The sequence below is a fragment of the Microbacterium sp. P2_F9 genome, assembly GCF_056403635.1.
Genome location: NZ_JBFUFC010000012.1, coordinates 1 through 16,723, shown reverse-complemented (window position 1 = coordinate 16,723; position 16,723 = coordinate 1). Strand labels below are relative to the sequence as shown.

The 16,723-nt window shown below is 71.0% G+C and carries 17 protein-coding genes; 1 reads left to right on the top strand and 16 read right to left on the bottom strand.

Annotated features, from left to right (window positions below; translation table 11 throughout):
• Positions 1–50: 50 nt before the first annotated feature.
• The 5 genes from cofC to AC1DVT_RS02415 all read right to left on the bottom strand — a co-directional run bounded on the left by cofC (position 51) and on the right by AC1DVT_RS02415 (position 7,432).
• The gene (gene cofC, locus AC1DVT_RS02435; protein ID WP_477386224.1) at positions 51–710 is read right to left on the bottom strand and encodes a 2-phospho-L-lactate guanylyltransferase; all 660 of its coding nucleotides are present in this window, start codon (positions 708–710) and stop codon (positions 51–53) included.
• Entirely contained in the window at positions 707–2,209 is a 1,503-nt protein-coding gene (locus AC1DVT_RS02430; protein ID WP_477386222.1) for a flavin-containing monooxygenase, read from the bottom strand. The genes cofC and AC1DVT_RS02430 overlap by 4 nt, the downstream gene beginning before the upstream one ends.
• A complete protein-coding gene (cofG, locus tag AC1DVT_RS02425) occupies positions 2,206–4,500 on the bottom strand; it encodes a 7,8-didemethyl-8-hydroxy-5-deazariboflavin synthase CofG (protein ID WP_477386220.1) in 2,295 nt (764 codons plus the stop codon). Before cofG ends, AC1DVT_RS02430 begins: the two co-directional genes overlap by 4 nt.
• Complete coding sequence (cofD, locus tag AC1DVT_RS02420) at positions 4,497–5,540, bottom strand: 2-phospho-L-lactate transferase (RefSeq protein ID WP_477386218.1); 1,044 nt, start codon at positions 5,538–5,540, stop codon at positions 4,497–4,499. The genes cofG and cofD overlap by 4 nt, the downstream gene beginning before the upstream one ends.
• A gap of 65 nt (positions 5,541–5,605) precedes the next feature.
• Complete coding sequence (locus tag AC1DVT_RS02415; protein ID WP_477386216.1) at positions 5,606–7,432, bottom strand: DUF2207 family protein; 1,827 nt, start codon at positions 7,430–7,432, stop codon at positions 5,606–5,608.
• Positions 7,433–7,475: 43 nt separating this feature from the next.
• Between AC1DVT_RS02415 and AC1DVT_RS02410 the strand changes: the two genes are divergently transcribed.
• Positions 7,476–7,916, top strand: a complete 441-nt coding sequence (locus AC1DVT_RS02410; protein ID WP_457098927.1) for a MarR family winged helix-turn-helix transcriptional regulator — start codon at positions 7,476–7,478, stop codon at positions 7,914–7,916.
• Between the two features lie 7 nt (positions 7,917–7,923).
• Here the strand turns inward: AC1DVT_RS02410 and AC1DVT_RS02405 are convergent, their stop codons facing one another.
• The 11 genes from AC1DVT_RS02405 to AC1DVT_RS02355 form a co-directional block, all read right to left on the bottom strand.
• Positions 7,924–8,658 (bottom strand): ABC transporter permease, encoded by a 735-nt coding sequence (locus AC1DVT_RS02405; RefSeq protein ID WP_457098926.1) that lies wholly within the window; start codon positions 8,656–8,658, stop codon positions 7,924–7,926.
• The gene (locus AC1DVT_RS02400) at positions 8,655–9,452 is read right to left on the bottom strand and encodes an ABC transporter ATP-binding protein (RefSeq protein WP_477386214.1); all 798 of its coding nucleotides are present in this window, start codon (positions 9,450–9,452) and stop codon (positions 8,655–8,657) included. The genes AC1DVT_RS02405 and AC1DVT_RS02400 overlap by 4 nt, the downstream gene beginning before the upstream one ends.
• Before the next feature lie 89 nt (positions 9,453–9,541).
• Positions 9,542–9,832, bottom strand: a complete 291-nt coding sequence (locus AC1DVT_RS02395) for a DUF4287 domain-containing protein (protein ID WP_457098924.1) — start codon at positions 9,830–9,832, stop codon at positions 9,542–9,544.
• A gap of 11 nt (positions 9,833–9,843) precedes the next feature.
• Complete coding sequence (locus AC1DVT_RS02390) at positions 9,844–10,470, bottom strand: TetR/AcrR family transcriptional regulator (protein ID WP_457098923.1); 627 nt, start codon at positions 10,468–10,470, stop codon at positions 9,844–9,846.
• Positions 10,471–10,578: 108 nt separating this feature from the next.
• Positions 10,579–11,046 (bottom strand): Hsp20/alpha crystallin family protein, encoded by a 468-nt coding sequence (locus AC1DVT_RS02385; RefSeq protein ID WP_477386212.1) that lies wholly within the window; start codon positions 11,044–11,046, stop codon positions 10,579–10,581.
• A gap of 254 nt (positions 11,047–11,300) precedes the next feature.
• Positions 11,301–12,803 carry an L-serine ammonia-lyase, iron-sulfur-dependent, subunit alpha gene (locus tag AC1DVT_RS02380; RefSeq protein WP_477386210.1) on the bottom strand — a complete coding sequence of 501 codons (1,503 nt, stop codon included), beginning with the start codon at positions 12,801–12,803 and terminating at the stop codon, positions 11,301–11,303.
• A gap of 65 nt (positions 12,804–12,868) precedes the next feature.
• Positions 12,869–13,234: a VOC family protein gene (locus AC1DVT_RS02375; RefSeq protein WP_477386208.1), complete on the bottom strand. Its 366-nt coding sequence runs from the start codon at positions 13,232–13,234 to the stop codon at positions 12,869–12,871.
• Positions 13,235–13,341: 107 nt separating this feature from the next.
• Positions 13,342–14,289, bottom strand: a complete 948-nt coding sequence (locus AC1DVT_RS02370) for a formate/nitrite transporter family protein (RefSeq protein WP_477386206.1) — start codon at positions 14,287–14,289, stop codon at positions 13,342–13,344.
• 84 nt (positions 14,290–14,373) lie between these two features.
• Positions 14,374–14,838 carry a DUF3237 domain-containing protein gene (locus AC1DVT_RS02365; protein ID WP_477386204.1) on the bottom strand — a complete coding sequence of 155 codons (465 nt, stop codon included), beginning with the start codon at positions 14,836–14,838 and terminating at the stop codon, positions 14,374–14,376.
• Complete coding sequence (locus AC1DVT_RS02360) at positions 14,835–16,514, bottom strand: CocE/NonD family hydrolase (RefSeq protein WP_477386202.1); 1,680 nt, start codon at positions 16,512–16,514, stop codon at positions 14,835–14,837. Before AC1DVT_RS02360 ends, AC1DVT_RS02365 begins: the two co-directional genes overlap by 4 nt.
• The coding region (locus tag AC1DVT_RS02355) for a hypothetical protein (RefSeq protein ID WP_477386200.1) at positions 16,511–16,723 on the bottom strand (213 nt) is incomplete at its 5' end. The genes AC1DVT_RS02360 and AC1DVT_RS02355, both read right to left, overlap by 4 nt.

Sequence of the window (16,723 nt, the reverse complement as noted above, 5' to 3'; positions counted from 1 at the left end):
TGGCGCGAAGTAGGTGGATTCGGGTTGTGGTGGGGCGCGTAGGTGAGGGCCTACGCAGCGCTTCCCCGCGTGGGGGTCAGCTCGCGCAGAGCTCTGGTCCAGGCGCCGAGTCCGAGACGGTCGGCCTCGGCCAGATCGTCCGGGGTGTCGACGTCCCGACGGAGCGTCGAGCGGGCGTCGATCGGGAGCGGCACGCAGCCGAGGGCGACATGGCGCGCGAATGAGCCCTCCCCGAACGCCGACTGCCACGCCACACCGGCACGCGCCGTGACCAGCGTCGAACCGGTGCCCGCGGCATCCGGGGTCACTGTCCGGTCGATGCCCTCGGCGAGGGCGAGCGCCTCGTCGAGGTCGGCGGGGCGCAGGGCGGGCAGATCCCCGACTAAGGCGGCCCGCGCGGACGCAGCACCGAGCCGGGTGACTCCCTCGAGCACGGCGGGGTTCGGTCCGGCCGTCGCACCCTCGGGCACGTTGACCGCGCCGACGGGCAGATGGTCGGTGAGGTCCTCGTCGGTGACCACGATGATGTGCTCGACCCGGGAGCTCGCGGCAGCGGCCGCGATGGTATCGAGGGCGATCGCGCGCGCCAGCGCTGCGTGCCGGTCGGACTGGCTGTCGGTGTGGGCGCGCAGGCGCGACTTGCCGACGGTGAATCGCTTGACCGGGATGATCAGGGTCCAGGCGACGGGAACGGAACCGGAGACGGTCACGAGGTGTGCCCCGCGTGCGGGCTCACCAATGGGACGGCCTCCGCGAACTCGGAGCCGTCGGCCGCGGCGAGGAACTCGCCGTACTCCGCGGCGGTGCCCGGCCACATCAGGGTGAGGCGCCCGGAGCGGTCATCGACGTACCAGTTGTGGCATCCGCCGGTGAGCCAGGGGGTCGCGGCCGCCTTCTCGTCGATGAGGCACGTGTAGTCGCGCTCCGCCTCGGGCCGCGTCCGCAGCACGCCGCCTTGGCCGGGCCGGCGCGCAAGGGCCCGGACGACGTAGGCCGCCTGGTGCTCGAGCATCAGCACCGATGAGGTGTGCCCGAGCGACGCGTTGGGCCCGTTGAGAACGAACAGGTTCGGGAACCCCGGCACGACGACCGAGCCGAACGACGTCATGCCGTCTCCCCAGTGCTGCTCGAGCAGCACGCCCTCTTCGCCGCGGATGAGCCCCGCGTAGGGCTGGCGCGCCGTCTCGAACCCCGTCGCGAAGACGATCGCGTCGAAGTCGCCGTGGCTCATCCCGCGCTCGGAGACGAGCTCGCGCCCGTGAACGGTCGCGAGGGCGGAGGGCTCGAGCTGCGCCGCACCGCTCGCGAACGCCGGGTAGAAGTCGTCCGACAGCAGCACCCGCTTGCACCCGAACGCGTAGTGCGGGGTCAGCTGCGCCCGCAGAGTCGGGTCGGCGACCTGCGCCGCGAGATGCGCGAGGGCGATTCCGGATGCCTCGGCAGCGGCATCCGTCGATCCCGAGCGGGAGGCGTACCGGGCCTCGCCTTCGCGATGCAGTCGTTCGCGCAGCGCCGCCAGTTCTTCGGGGTGGGCCGCGAGTCGCGCCTGCTCTTCGGCGGTGTAGGCGCGGCCGCCGCGTGGCACGATCCACGCGGGGGTGCGCTGGAAAACGACCACCTGTGAGCCGGCCGCGACAAGCGCAGGCACGATCTGCACGGCACTCGCACCCGAGCCGACGACGGCGATCTTCGCGCCGTCGAGCGGCACGGAGTGGTCCCAGCGGGCGGAGTGGAACATCGCCCCGGGAAAGCTGTCCAGGCCAGGGAGCAGCGGGACGGCAGGTTCGGTGAGGCGCCCGCAGGCGAGCACGAGCACCTCGGCGAGGAGCTGCACCGGGCGCTCGCCGCCGACGTCGATGCGCCAGGCCTGCTCGTCGTCATCCCACCCGGCGGCCAGCAGCGGGCTGTCGAGCCGGAGGATGCCGCTCAAGCCCGAGCGCTGCACGATGCCCTCGAGATAGCCCTGGATCTCAGCGCCGGGCGCGAACTCCGCCGACCAGGCCGGATCGAGGTGATCGGCCAGGCCGTAGAGGTGCGCGGGCACATCGCACGCCACGCCGGGATACGTGTTCTCGCGCCAGGTGCCGCCGGGGCGGTCGGCGCGTTCGAGTACGACGACCTCGTGGCCGGCCGAACGTGCCGCGAGCGCCGCCGCAATGCCGGCGAACCCGGCGCCGACGACGACGACCTCGATCCGTTCGCCGTTCACGCGCGCACCTCGAGGGCAACCGGCTCGCGGTAGTCGGTCGTGCGTCGGCGCAGCGAGCGGAAGATGCGGCCGACGGCGCGCTCCGCCTCGGCGAACGGGAACTCGAGCCCGGACTCCGCGCCGGCCTCGGGCAGCACCCGCCCGTCCAGGAGGGTGCCGCCGAGGTCGTCGCCCCCGGCGCGCAGCAGCATGATGGCGAGGTCTCGGCCATGCCGGGTCCACGGGATCTGAATGTGCCGGATGCTGCCGGCGAGCAGCAGCCGGGAGACGGCCACCATCGCCCGGTGCTCATCGACCGGAGCACGCTCCGACACGAGCGGTACGCCGAAGCCGGGCAGCGGGATCGGGACGAACTCGGTGAAGCCCTGGCGCCGATCCTGCAGGACACGCAGCATCCGCAGGTGCGCGATGCGCTCCGCGGCCGTTTCGACGTGGCCGTAGAAGAGCACGGAGGTGGAGCGGAAGCCGGCATCGTGGGCGGCCTCGATCGTGTCGACCCAGCGGTCGATCTCGAGGTCGCCGGGCGCGACGAGCTGCCGGACCCGCTCGCTCAGCACCTTGACCCCGGTGCCGGGCACCGTGTCGACGCCGGCCGCCCGCAGCGCCTGGAAAGCCGCTGGGACCGAGATCCCGGAGCGATCCGCGAAGTCGACGACATCCTGCGGGCGATACGCGTGCAGGTGCAGGCCCGGCGCGGCATCCTTCACGGCGCGGACGAGGTCGAGGTAGTTCGCCGGGTCGAGGTGGGCGGGGATCATCCCCTGGATGCACAGCTCCGTCGCGCCGAGCTCCCACGCGTCGCGGGCGACCGCAGCCGCGTCCGCGAGATCGAAGGTGCCGGGCTCGCCGGTGGGCTCCTCGCGCAGACCGGTCGACGCCAGGTTGCGGTTCACGACCATGCTGACGGTCTCGCCGACCGTGAAGCGGCGGAGGTCATCGGCGGCGGCGACGACGGCTTCGAGGTCGGCCCCGCTCGCGGTGAGGAGCGTGACCCACTCGGCGTCGTCGAGCGCCGTCGGATCCTCGAGCGCGCGGCCGACCAGCCCTGTGATGCCCCCGTTCGTGCGGTGGCCCTGCGCGGGATCGAGGGGCGTCGTGGCCCCGGCATCCGCGCGGGCCAGCCCCGTGGCGGGGTCGGCGAGCGCGGCGACACTCGCCCGGATCGCCGGGTCGAACCAGCGTTGCGGGTCCTGGACGTACTCGGAGTGCGCGGTCAGACGCTCACGCAGGGTGAAACCGGATGCCGCGGTCAGCGCCGCGAGATCGTCGAGGTCGGGCCACGGCCGCTCGGGGTTCACGTGGTCGGCGGTCACCGGTGACACCCCGCCCCAGTCGTCGATGCYGGCGCGCACGAGAAGGTCGAAGGCTTCCGCATCGGCGAGGTTCGGCGGCGCCTGAATCCGCATCTGCGGACCCATGATGAGCCGGGCCACCGCGACCGCCGCGATGTGCTCGCGGAGCGAGGCATCCGCCGCTCCCCGCATGGCGGTGGCGTGCTTCGCCCGGAAGTTCTGGACGATGACCTCTTGGATCTGGCCGTGCTGGGCGTGCAGGTCGCGCAGCGCGAACAGCGACTCAGCCCGGTCGCGGAGCGTCTCGCCGATGCCCACCAGGATGCCGGTGGTGAACGGGATGCCGGCGACCCCGGCATCGGCGATGACCTGCAGCCGCACCGCCGGATCCTTGTCGGGCGAGCCGTAGTGCACGCTGCCGGGCGTCTCGTACAGTTCCCGCGAGGTGGTCTCGAGCATCATGCCCATCGACGGAGCGGTCGGGCGCAGCGCACGCAGCTCGTCGGCGCTCATCACGCCCGGGTTGAGGTGGGCGAGCAGCCCGGTCTCGCGCGTGATCAGCCGTGCGACATGACCCACGTACTCGAGGGTGGAGGCGAAACCGTGGTCGTCGAGCCACGCGCGGGCCTGCGGCCAGCGGTCCTCGGGCCGGTCACCGAGGGTGAGCAGCGCCTCCTTGCAACCGTGCGCCGCGCCGGCACGGACGACCTGCAGCACCTGCTCATCCGACATGTACATCGGCGCCCGCTTGGTGAGCAGCTGCCCGGGAGTGTCGACGAAGATGCAGTAGTGGCAGCGGTCCCGGCACAGCGTCGTCAGCGGGACGAACACCTTGCGGGAGTACGTGATGACACCGGGCCGGCCGGCGTCCTGCAGGCCGGCATCGCGCATCTGCGCAGCCCGATCGAGCAGCCGCTCGAGCTCCGCGCCGTCCGCCCCGAGCAGGCGCACCGCCTCTTCGATCGTGTCGATCGTCGTCATCACGCGCTCGGCGGTCATCCCTGCACCGAGCCCTGTCGCTGGGGGTTCACCGACGCGGCGACGGCGAGCACGTCCTCGCCGAGGGCACGGCTGTGCGCGGCATCCGTCATCCACAGCGGGCGGACCGCGGAACGGATGCCGAGACCGTCGACCGCGGCAGCATCGGCGTGATCCTCCTCCGCGATGAGCCAGGCGTCGAGCACTCCACCGTCCCGGCGCGCGCCGTAGTGTGCGGCCACACCCGCAGCGGTGCAGGCGACACCCGCGACCCGGAGGCAGACATCCGCCATGCCACGCACCGGTGCGCCGCCGATGATCGGCGAGACGCCAACGACCGGCGCAGCCGTCTGCCGGAGTGCGTCGGCGATGCCCGGGACCGCGAGGATCGGGCCGATCGAGACGATCGGGTTGGACGGGGCGATCACGACGACGTCGGCGGCGGCGATCGCCTCGACCACCCCGGTGGCGGGCCGTGCCGCGGCGATGCCCGGGTTCTCGAAAGCCAGCGGTTCCCGGCGCGCGCGGTAGCGGGTCCACCACTCCTGGAAGTGGATCGTCTCGTCCGGCAGCACGACCTGGGTGTCGACCTCGGCGTCCGTCATCGGAAGCATCACGGCGCCGAGCGGCCAGCGCGCGGTCAGCCGGGCGACGGCCTCGCTGACGGTCGCGCCGGCGCGCAGCCAGGAGGTCCGGGCGATGTGCGCGCCGAGGTCCAGGTCGCCGAGCTCGAACCACTCCCGCCCGACGCCCCACGCCGCGAGCTCGCCCGAGACGCGGAGCGAGTCATCCGCTCGTCCCCAGCCCTTGGTGAGGTCCTTGACGCCCGCGAGGGCGTAGAGCATCGAGTCGATGTCGGGCTGCACGCGCAGGCCCGCGATCCACCAGTCGTCGCCGGTGTTGCAGATCACGGTGAGCTCATCGTGCGGCGCGAGCGCGGCTCGCAGCCCGAGGGCGAAGTTGGACCCGCCGACCCCTCCGGCGAGTAGCACGATGCGACGCCCCGTGCCGGGCGTGCCGCCGGGGCGGGCTGGTTCGATCCGGTTCAGCTCGGGGGTCATCCCGGCCAAGCCTACCCACGGCGAACGGGTCTGGCCGCGCAGGGAGTCGCCGGACGGCTGGGCCGCTAAACGCCTCCGCCGCCGCCCCCGCCGCCACCGCCGCCGGCGCTCCCGCCGCCACCCGAGCCGCCCGACGACGAGGCGGACGACGACGCGGTGCTCGCCGACAGGGTCGAGATGCCCGAGGAGAGCGCTGAGGCGCTGAAGCCGCTCGAGCCGGAGTACCAGCCGGGAGAGCCGTGCTCGCCGTACAGCACGGCGAGGTCCTGCGCCCACCGCTTCTCCTGACCGAAGACGACCGCGTACGGCAGCAGCACCTCGTACAGCTTCAGCATGACTCCGGAATCGGTCGTGTCGATGGGGATCCGCTCGGCGCCCTGCGGGGACTGCAGCATCCGGATCCGGTCAGCCTCGGCCCACTCGATGAACACCCGGAGGCCGGCGAGGTGGTCGCGCACCTCCGCGCCGAGAGCGGTGAGCGGCTTGCGCGACATCATCCCGATGACGGCGAGTTCGGCCAGGATCGCCCCGACGATCAGCGCGAGCGGGATCCACGCCGAGACCGCGGCATCCATCGCGGCAATCCCGGCGAGAAAGACGCCGACGGCGCCGAGACCGGTGACGATGACGGGCAGGGCGCGGGTGCCGAGCCCTACGCGCCTTCGGAGCCCGCGCTGCTCGAGTTCRGAGCGGGCCGCCGTGAGGATGGCCTGCGCGGTCGTGGAGAGCCTCCGGTCGCTGCGGCCGAACTCGAACTCGTCGCCCGGCGTCATTGAAGGAAACAGGCCGCCCAGCAGCATCACCCCGTCGCCGTCCGCGAGGGACGGGTCGATGAGCTGAGCTCGCAGCTTGACGCCCCCGAACCAGTGCCGCTCCCCCTCGACGATCCGGATGCTGCCGACGACCGCCTGCTCGAGCACCTCGGCGGGGATCGCCTTCGCGGGCAGACCGAGCAGCACCGCGCTCTCCAGCGCGTCGATCTGAGCGGGCGGGGTGTACTCGGCGATGATCGTGGGCCGGCCGGGCTCATCGCGCAGGTGCCTGGCCCGGGTGGCGAAGCCCCACCCGAGACCACCGAGCACGAGAAGCGCGGCGAGGCTCTGCAGCCATCCCCACGGCGAGGCCAGGAAGGAGTTGTCGAACGCGGCGAACGTGCCCTTCTCGAAGGCCACCGCGATCGTCATGGTCTGGTACGGCTGGATCGCGTCGGCAGCCGCGAAGACATCCGTTCCGCCCTGCGCGGCATCGGTCGCTTCGATCGTGCACAGGTTGTCGTCGCCCTCGAACCCGCGGTAGCAGGCGCTCGCGCCGGTCAAGCTGGGCGCGAGGTCCTGATCGACGTGCAGAGTCGCGGTGACGCGGCTGAACGGCTGCGGCCACTGCGTCCCGTTGACGTCCCATTGGAACTCGTCGGCGCCGGTGTTGTCGAAGAACCGGGTGACATTCTCGAGTGTGTAGGTGAAGACGTAGATCTGCTCGCCGTGCACGAACTCGTCGGCGCGGGACGTCATCGTGAACGTGCCGTCTTCGCGATCGACCTCCGCGGCGCGCGGGTTGCCGTCGCCGTCGGTGATCGAGACGAATCGGGGGTTCAGCGGCACCCCGAGATAGGAGTCCGGGATGATGCGCCGCATGCCGTGGTTCTGGTTGTACTCCGGGAACACGGCGACGAACCGCTCGACCACTTCGAGCGTGCTCTTGCCCTCGTCGGTGCGTCCGAGCGTGTAGTCGACGTCCATCCTCGCGAAGGTGAAGTCGTCGAGGCTGGCCGATGCCACGTCCGCCGCGCCGTCATCGGAGGTGACCGACAGATCGGCGCAGGCCGTGAGAATCAGCGCGCAGGCCGCGATCGCCGCGCAGACGGCGCCCAGTCGCCTCAGCACCTTCCCCACGAGCACAGCCTAGGACCCCGCTGGTGCCTTTAGTCTGGTGCACATGACCGATCGTCGCCTCGCCATCGAAGCCTGGGAAGCGCTCTTCCGCGCCCAGCACGAGGTGTTCGGCGAGATCAGCGGCGACTTCGAGCGCGCGGCACTCAGCCAGGCGGAATACGACGTGCTGCTCACCGTGACCCGCGGCCCGGAGATGACCGCGCGGCTGCGCGATGTCACCGCGAACATGCTGATCAGCCAGCCGAGCGTCTCACGCCTCGTCGACCGGATGGTCGCCCGCGGGCTGCTCGCCAAGTGCGCCGACCCGGACGACGGTCGCGGGGCCCTGGTGCACGCCACCGACGAGGGCGCGGCGGCATTCCGCGTGCTCGCACTGAAGCACGGCAGTGCGATCGCGGACCGGATGTCGGTGCTCACCGACTCCGAGCTCTCCGCGCTGCGCGAGCTCACGGCGAAGCTGCGCACCCCGAAGCCCGACTGCTGACGCGAGGCTACGGCGTGCGGCGGCGGAGGGTGAGCGAGGCGAGCACGAGGGCCCCGACGAGGAATCCGAGGATGACGAGCAGCGGGCCGTAGACGTCCCAGCCCTCGTCTCCGGCTGTCACAGCGTTGATCGCGTCGATCGCGTAGCTGAGCGGGAGCACCTTCGAGATCGCGTAGAGCGCGTCGGGCATGTCCTCGCGGGGCATGAACAGTCCGCCGAGCAGGATCTGCGGGAAAACGATCAGCGGCATGAACTGCACCGCCTGGAACTCCGTGCGCGCGAACGCGCTCGCCAGGAGTCCGAGAGCCATGCCGAGCACGGCATCCGTCACTGCGACGAGCCCCAGCTGCCAGACCGGACCGTCGGTTTCGAGCCCGCAGACCCAGACCGCGAACGACACCGTGACGATCGCCTGCAGCATCGCCATGAGACCGAACGCCAGGCCGTAGCCGAGGATGAAGTCGCCCTTGCCGAGCGGCGTCGTCATCAGCCGCTCGAGCGTGCCCGAGCGGCGCTCGCGCAACGTGGTGATCGAGGTGATCAGGAACATGATGATGAAGGGGAACAACGCCAGGATCGGCGGGCCGTAGGTGTCGAACACCCCCTCCTGGTCGCTGAACAGCCAGGCGAACAGGCCGACCAGCAGGCTCGGGGCGACGAGCATGAGCGCGATCGACCGGGGGTCGTGGCTCAGCTGGCGCAGCACGCGACCGGCGGTGGCGACGGTGCGGACCCCGTTCACTTCTCCGCCTCCCCACGCGCCTCGCGGCGTGTGAGTGGATGGTCCGGCGCCGGCCCCACCACCGAGCCGGAGGTCATGTCACGTTCGATGAGCGTGAGGAACGCCGCATCCGGATCCTTCTGACCCGTGTCGGCGAGCAGCCCATCCGGAGTCGTGTCGGCGATGACGTGGCCGGCCCGCATGAGGATGAGTCGGTCGCAGCGGAGCGCCTCATCCATGACGTGGCTGCTGACAATGAGGGTCGCGCCCTGGTCTGCGAGCCCCCGGAACAGGCCCCACAGCTCGTTGCGCAGCACCGGGTCGAGGCCCACGGTCGGCTCGTCGAGCACGAGGAGTTCGGGCTCGCCGAGCATCGCGACCGCGAGCGAGACGCGGCTCTCCTGCCCGCCGCTCAGGGAGTCGATGGTCTGCCGCGCCTGATCGGCGAGACCGACCTGCTCGATGACCCGGTCGACATCGGACCGCGGCGCGCCGATCAGCCGGGCGAAGTACGCGAGGTTCTGCTGGATCGTGAGGTCGCCGTAGACCGACGCCGCCTGCGTGTCGTAGGCGACCCGCCGACGCTGGGATTGGGTGCCGGCGGGATCGCCGAGCACTGTGACCGAGCCGCCCGCCACCACCTGCACGCCGACGATGGAGCGCATGAGTGTCGTCTTGCCGCAGCCGGACGGTCCCATCAGCCCGGTGATCTGGCCGCGTGGGATGTCGAGGTCGATGCCGTCGAACACATCGGCTTTTCCTCGGCGCACGCGGAGTCCGCGGATCTCGACCGCGTTGCGGACGTCGACGCTCATGATCCGGCGGTGAGGCGGGATCGCGATTTATTCATCACGCGGTGAATTATGCTCTTCGCGCTGGGCGCGGTCAAGAGCCGCCCGCGCGCCTAGGGTGCAGGGTTCGTCGCCTTGCCGTCGAGCCAGAGCGTGTCGGACGGATCGCTGTGGGTTCCTCCCGAATCGACGTGCTTGACGTTGATCTTGGGGCCCTTCGTGATCACGTGCACCAGCGCCATGGCGTGGCCCCGGCCGAGCCCGTAGTCCTCGGCGAGCCAGGTGACGATCTCGCCGGCCTTCGTGCCGGGGCCGAAGCCTTTTGCGGTGGCGAGGTCGATGAACTGGCGGGGGGTGAGCCCGGTCTTGTCCTCGATGTTGTCGAGATATGCCTGGAACGTCATAGGTTCTCCTCTCACCCGGCGGGGGGCCGGTCTCCGGTCAGATAGTGCTGCAGGTTCGGGCCGACCCACGCGACGAGGTCGTCGACGGATGCCGCGGCCGCGGCGGGAAGCTTCAGCACATGCCGGGCGAGCAGCATGCCGGCGATCTGCGAGGCGACCAGGCTCGCGCGCAGCTCGGCATCGGGGTGGTCGAGGTCGGCGGCGATGCGGCCGAGGAGCTCGCGAGAGAGGAACGCTGCAAGCAGCGGCGTGGCGAGCCGGTTGCCGATCCCGGCGCGGAGCAGCACCACCCCGCGCTTGCGCACGTCGGGCTTCTCCCAGGCCTCGAACACGTAGCGCGCGATACGGGCGCCGAGCTCGTCGCGCGGGCCGGCGAGGAGAGCCGGGATGTCGACATCCGGCCGCATCGGAGCATCGACCGCCTCGGCGAAGAGATCCGCCTTCGTGCCGAAGTAGTGGTGCACGAGCGCCGGGTCGACTCCGGCCCGGGTGGCGATGCCGCGGATCGTGGTGGCGTCGTACCCGCGCTCGCCGAACTCCTCGACGGCCACCGTGAGGATGCGCTCGCGCGAGCCCGACTCGCCGCCGCGCGGCCGTCCGCGCCGGCGCTGCGGCGTGGGGACGGCGTACTCGGGCACGGGCTCAGCCTAGAGCCGAGGCATCCCACGGCGCTCGGGAGGATCCGGATACGCGGAACCGCCCCGGTCCTTGGAGGACGCGGGGCGGTTCCGTGCGTGTGCCGCGGATTACTGCTCGACGGGCTGCGGCGCGTCGGCGGTGTCGTGCGTGCTCTCGTGGGCCGTGATGGTCGGGGAGCTCACGTCGGACGCCACCGAGATCTTGCGCGGCTTCGCCTTCTCGCTCACCGGGATCGCGACGCTGAGCACGCCGTTGGCGTAGTTCGCCGTGATGCGCTCGGAGTCCACGCCCTGGCCGAGGCTGAGCTGACGCAGGAAGCTCGCGCCCTCGCGCTCGCGCGTGATCCATTTCACCCCATCACCGGAGGTGAGCGTGCGCTCGGCCCGGATCGTGAGCAGCTGGCCGTCCACGTCGATGTCGACCGAGCCCGGGTCGACACCAGGCAGGTCGGCGGTCAGCACGTAGTGGTCGCCGTCACGATAGAGGTCCATCGGCATCCGGCGCGGACCGCGGCGGGTGTCGAACAGGCTCGACGCGAGGCGGTCGAGGTCGCGGAACGGGTCATTCGTGGCCATGGAAATCGCACTCCTTCTGATCGTTCTGAAACTTGAGCCTTATCGACTCAAGTACGTTCAGATTAGCACTCTGGCATGCCGAGTGCCAGAGATTCGCGCACGGCGAACACCGGGCGCCGGTCTATCTGCTCGCGCTGTCCAAACCGCCGTTCGCGGTCGTTCTCTTCGGGCGCGTGGGGCGGTTTCGACCGCGCGAGGGTCAGTCGGCGCGGGCCCAGCGGACGGAGCAGACGGATGCCTGGGCCAAAGGCAGCTCAGCACTCGATGACGTTGACCGCGAGGCCGCCTTCGCTGGTCTCCTTGTACTTGGTCGACATGTCTATGCCGGTCTGCCGCATGGTCTCGACGACCGCGTCGAGCGACACGTAGTGGCTGCCGTCGCCGCGCAGCGCGAGGCGAGCCGCAGTGACGGCGGTCGACGCGGCGATCGCGTTGCGCTCGATGCACGGGATCTGCACCAGCCCGCCGACCGGGTCGCACGTCAGGCCGAGGTGGTGCTCCATCGCGATCTCGGCCGCGTTCTCGATCTGGCGGTTCGTCCCGCCCATGACGGCCGTGAGCCCCGCCGCCGCCATCGCGCACGCGGAGCCGACCTCGGCCTGGCACCCGCCCTCGGCACCGGAGATCGACGCGTTCGCCTTGAACAGCGAGCCGAAGGCGGTGGCGGTGAGCAGGAAGCGACGGATGCCGCGGCGGCGGTTCGCCTCGGCGATGCGCTCCTCGTCCAGGGCGATCGTCGAATCCGCCAGCGCGTCGACCGGCGCCTGGCCGAATCCCAGCAGCGCGCTGCCGACCAGTTCGCCGTAGGGGGTGACGGCATTCCCCGCACCGAGCCCGGAGTCGGCGAGGTACCGCCACCAGTACATCGCGACGGCCGGCAAGATCCCCGCCGCGCCATTGGTGGGGGCGGTCACGACCCGACCGCCGGACGCGTTCTCCTCGTTGACGGCGAGCGCGAACGCGCCGAGCCACTCCCCCGGGAGTTCGCGGTGACCGGTGGCCTCGGCATCCTCCAGCTGCGCCCGGATCGCGCCCGCGCGACGCTTGACCCGCATCATTCCTGGCAGCACTCCGTCCGCGCGCAGGCCGGCCTCGATGCAGCTCGTCATGGCGTCCCAGATCGCATCGAGGCCCGCCGCGATCTGCTCGTCGGAGCGCAGCGCCTGCTCGTTGATCCGGGCGGCCTCGGCGATCGTCAGACCGCGCTCGTCGCACGCGGCGAGAAGTTCCGCGGCATTGTCGAAGTCGAGCGGGAAGGGGCGCGCAGCGACCCGCTGGGGCTCGCCGTCGCGCCGGATGAATCCCCCGCCGACGGAGTAGTAGGTCTCCTCGGCGAGCACGGCATCGGCCTCGTCGAGCGCAGTGAGCGTCATCGCATTCGGATGCCCCGGCAGCCGGGTGCGCGGCAGAAAGGTGACGCCCTCCTTCGAGAAGGGGACGGGGTGCGTGCCGTCCAGCAGCAGCGCGCGGCCCTCGGGCCAGTCGGTCCATGCCCGGCGCACGGCATCCGGATCCACCGTGCGGGGATCCAGGCCCTGCAGCCCGGCGACGACGGCGTCGGGGGTGCCGTGCCCGATGCCGGTCGCGCCCAGCGAGCCGTAGAGGATGCAGCTAACGCGCGCCACGCGGTCGAGCAGACGGTCCGAGCGCAGGCGGTCGGCGAAGTCGCGGCCGGCCCGCATGGGTCCGACCGTGTGGGAGCTCGAGGGTCCTACTCCGATGGAGAACAACTCGAACGCCGAGACGTAGGCGCTCATCGCCCCAGGCTACGCCCCGCCGCACGGCGGGGGTCGGAACGCGTGACCCTCGATGCGGCGAAGGGTCAGGCCCGCTGGAAGGCCACGAGCCCGACGGTGTTGCCCTCGGAGTCCCGGATGAACGCCTGCCACTCTTCGTGTCCGGCCGGTCCGAGGCGGTCGTCCTCGTGCCTGAAGATGACGTGCGGGGGCGAGATGATCTCGGCGAGCCCATCGAGGCGCTCGATCGTCTCATGCACGTTGTCGACGTGCAGATAGATGAGCGCCGTGGGCGCATGGCGATCGAGCAGCAGCCGCACCCCCTCGAGATCGAAGAAGAGCAGTCCGGGTGGATCGAAGAGTCCCGTGGGCTTGGCGTGCAGCAGCCTCGAGTAGAACGCGGCCGCGCGCTCGAGATCATCGGCGTGCTGGGCGATCTGGACGAGTCTCATGACCGACCTCCGGGGGCGAGGTGACGGATGCCGCACCCGCAGGAGGACGGATGCCGCCGCTCAACGCTACTCCCCGAGCACTCTGCGCGGGCCGCCGCCAATGCGCCTCAGCGCTGGTTGCGCGCTGGGGCGACCCGTCGTCCGCTCGGGCCGCGGGTGGCGGTGCGCACCCGGATGGTTCCCGTCGCGACGCGGTCGGACGGCACGACCACCGTGAGCTGCTCGGGCGCGGGCGAGCCCACGACGCCGACCGCGGCATCCGTCTCCGCCTGCGCGATCGCGCGCGGCGAGCCGCCGATGATCCAGTAGCCGACGCCGACGATGATCGCTCCACCGACGAGATTGCCGAGACCCACCCACAGGATGTTGCTGCCGAAGAGCGCCCAGGTCGCGTTCGGGTCGCCCGTCATGAGGCCCAGGGTGTAGGTCGTCATGTTCGCGACGACGTGCTCGAACCCGGAGGCGATGAACGCGAGCAGCGCCCAGAAGATCACGACGAGCTTGGCCACATCGCTCTTCAGCCGCGCGCACATCCAGATGGCGAGGCAGACGAGCATGTTGCACAGGATGCCGCGGACGAAGAGCTGGAGTGGTTCCTCGGACGCCTTCCCGGCGAGCATGTCCGAGAGCATCTCGCCGGCGGCGGGGTTGGAGTGCAGGACGCCCGACACCGCGACGAGGCTGCCGAAGACGGCGGCGCCGAGGAGATTGGCCAGGAACGTGAAGGACAGCGCGCCTGCGGCCGGCCCTGGCCGGACCACCCGCATGAGCACGCCCTGCGTGAGAGTCATCATCGACGAGGTGACGAGCTCTGCCCCGGCGAACACGACGAGCGTCAGCGCGACGCCGAAGACGAGTCCGCTCACGAGCTTGCCCATGCCGGTCCCGGCGGCGATGAGCGGGCCGGCGACGTTGAGCATCAGGACGACGGCGACACCGATGTACGCTCCGCCGAGCATGCCCGAGATGGTGAACCGCAAGGGTTCGCGCACACCGTGCGCCTTGTGGACGGCCGCATCGGCCTGAACCTGCAGTGTCTCCTCGATCGTGCGCATGCTCGACCTCCTCGGCTCCATTGTCGCATGTGGTCAGACCACAAACAAATGGAGCTGAGAGTTTGCCGCGCCTCGCCCGCTCGACTACGTGACGCGGTACGCCGAGTACGTGACCCGGTCGGCCGCGCGCACCGCCGACGCGACGAAGATCGCGCGCTGCAGGTCGGCGTGCTCCGCGGCCCCTGCCTCGAGCGTCACGACCGTGCGGAAGTAGTAGGCCGAGGGATCGACCGGCTCGCCGCGCAGCAGCGCCTCCAGCACCGCGGGCGGACCGCTGCGGACGCCGGTCGCGTGGATCAGGATGTGCGCACCATCCGCCGTCTTCGCGGTGTACCGCGCGTCGACCTCGATCGTCCCGTCGGGGCGCACGATCTGCCAATCGGCTCCCCCGGCCAGGATCTCGGCGTCGAACAGCCCGCTGACCGACCCGCCCACGATCGGCACGACGCGTCGGTGTCCCCGACGGGTCTCGCCGTGATCCTCCAGCGCCCCGAGCACGACCTCGACATCGAAGGCGTGCTCGAGGCCAGGAACCGGTGCGCCGTTCATCGGACCCACACCGGCAGCTCGATCCGCGAGGCGTCGGGCCCCTCGTGCGAGATCTCCTGCACCGCGACCTGGGTCGCGGCAGCGTCGAACGCGGCCTCGGCCGACCCGGGGTTGCGCGCATAGCGGGGGTGGGCGCCGGAGGAGACCTGGATGCCGACGGAATGCCCGGCGGCGAAGCGGTGGAAGGCGGGCCACAGCCCCACCTCGACCTCGCGGAAGCCCTCGACGTCCGGCAGCGGGTCGGTGTCGACCGTGCCGATCGCCCCGATGCGACGGATCCCGTCGCACACGGTCATCGACGTGCCGTCCGGGTGGACATCGGTGATCCGGACGAAGACGTCGTAGCTCGGCGCCGAGGAGCGGAACCGGATGCGGGCGATCGGCTGCCCGGCGATCTCGAGCGGAGCTGTGAGCGTCGCACTGCGGAAGACGGCGAGATCGGTCCGTGCCTCGTGCTCGCGGTTGTCGACCGGCTCGGTCTTCGGCAGCAGGCTGGGTCCGCCGACGGCGGGCGTCGCGTCATCGGGGTCGTACGTGTAGGTGGTCACACCGCCGGTCGTGGCCTCGGTCGACATTGTGCCGCCTGACCCGAGATGCCACTCTTGAGCGGCTGACCCCGCCGGCGGCCAGGACTCGAGGTCGTGCCACTCGCCCACACCGGTCTCGAACGCGCGCACTGGCGTCGGCCTCGACGCGGGGGCGCCGCTGAAGGTCTCCTTGAGGAACGCGATCGTCTCGGTGTGCGTCGGCGCCGCCATGCCCAGTGACGTGTGTCCCCATGGTCCGAGGATGAGTCGGGGCGCGCGTGCGGCCTCGACGAGGTGCGCGTAGTCGGCGAGCTGCCACGGCAGGAAGATGTCGTACCAGCCGGTGATCATCGAGACGGGGGCCGCGACATCCGCCACCGACGCGGCGTGGGACTGCTGTGCCCAGTACTCATGGGTGAGGTCCTCGCGACGCACCCAGTCCTGGTACCAGTGGATCTCCTCCCCCGTCGCCGCGGAGTCGCCGGCGCTCAGCGGCAGGACGGCGAACGCCTTGTCGAGCTTCGGGTCGGGCAGCGCCATGCCGATCATGGCGAAGCCGCCACGACGCATCCGGTGCATCATGCGAGTCCAGCCGAGGGCATTGCGCAGCGCGAACGCACCGTTGTCCCACGTGATGGCGCCGAAGTCGGGCATCGTGGTGATGAGCACGAGCGCCTCGGAGGCGTTTTCAGGGTCTTCGAGGGCCATGCGACCGGCGACGGCCCACTGGGTGTAGCCCATGTAGCTCTGCCCGTAGGTGGCGAGGTGCCCCGTGAACCACGACTGCTTCCGCACCCAGCGCAGGGTCGCGATGCCGTCGCGCTGCTCATCGATCTGCGGTGTGAACAGGCCCTGCGATCCCCACGTGCCGCGGCAGCTCTGGAAGAGCACCGTGAACCCCTCGTACGCCAAGGCACGAGCGGACCTCGCGAGTGGGCCGCTGCGCCCGTACGGCCCGCGGATGACGATGGTGGGAAGTGAGGGGATGTCGTCGCCGACGGGCCTGATCAGATCGGCGAGCAGCTCGATCCCGTCGTCCATCGGCACGCGCAGATCGCGCTCGATCGTGATCTCGTAGGGACCGAGCTCGACGCCCTTCCGGGATCTTGCGTCGAGCGCGCGCGTGAGACGCTGGCGCAGAGTTGTCATTCCGCCTCCTTGCGGTTGTGGGGGGACTTCGTGGGCTGGGCGGCCGGGTCCGCTGCGAGCGTCTCGAGGAGGTGCTCGAGGGCCGGGATCGCGGCGGCGAGCGCGTCGCGGTCGGCGATGGGGAGGGATGCCGTCGCCGCCGCTACGAGGGCGGCGCTGGCTCGGTCGAACCGCTCGAAGAGCGTCAGCGCCTGCGCCGAAGCGAGCAC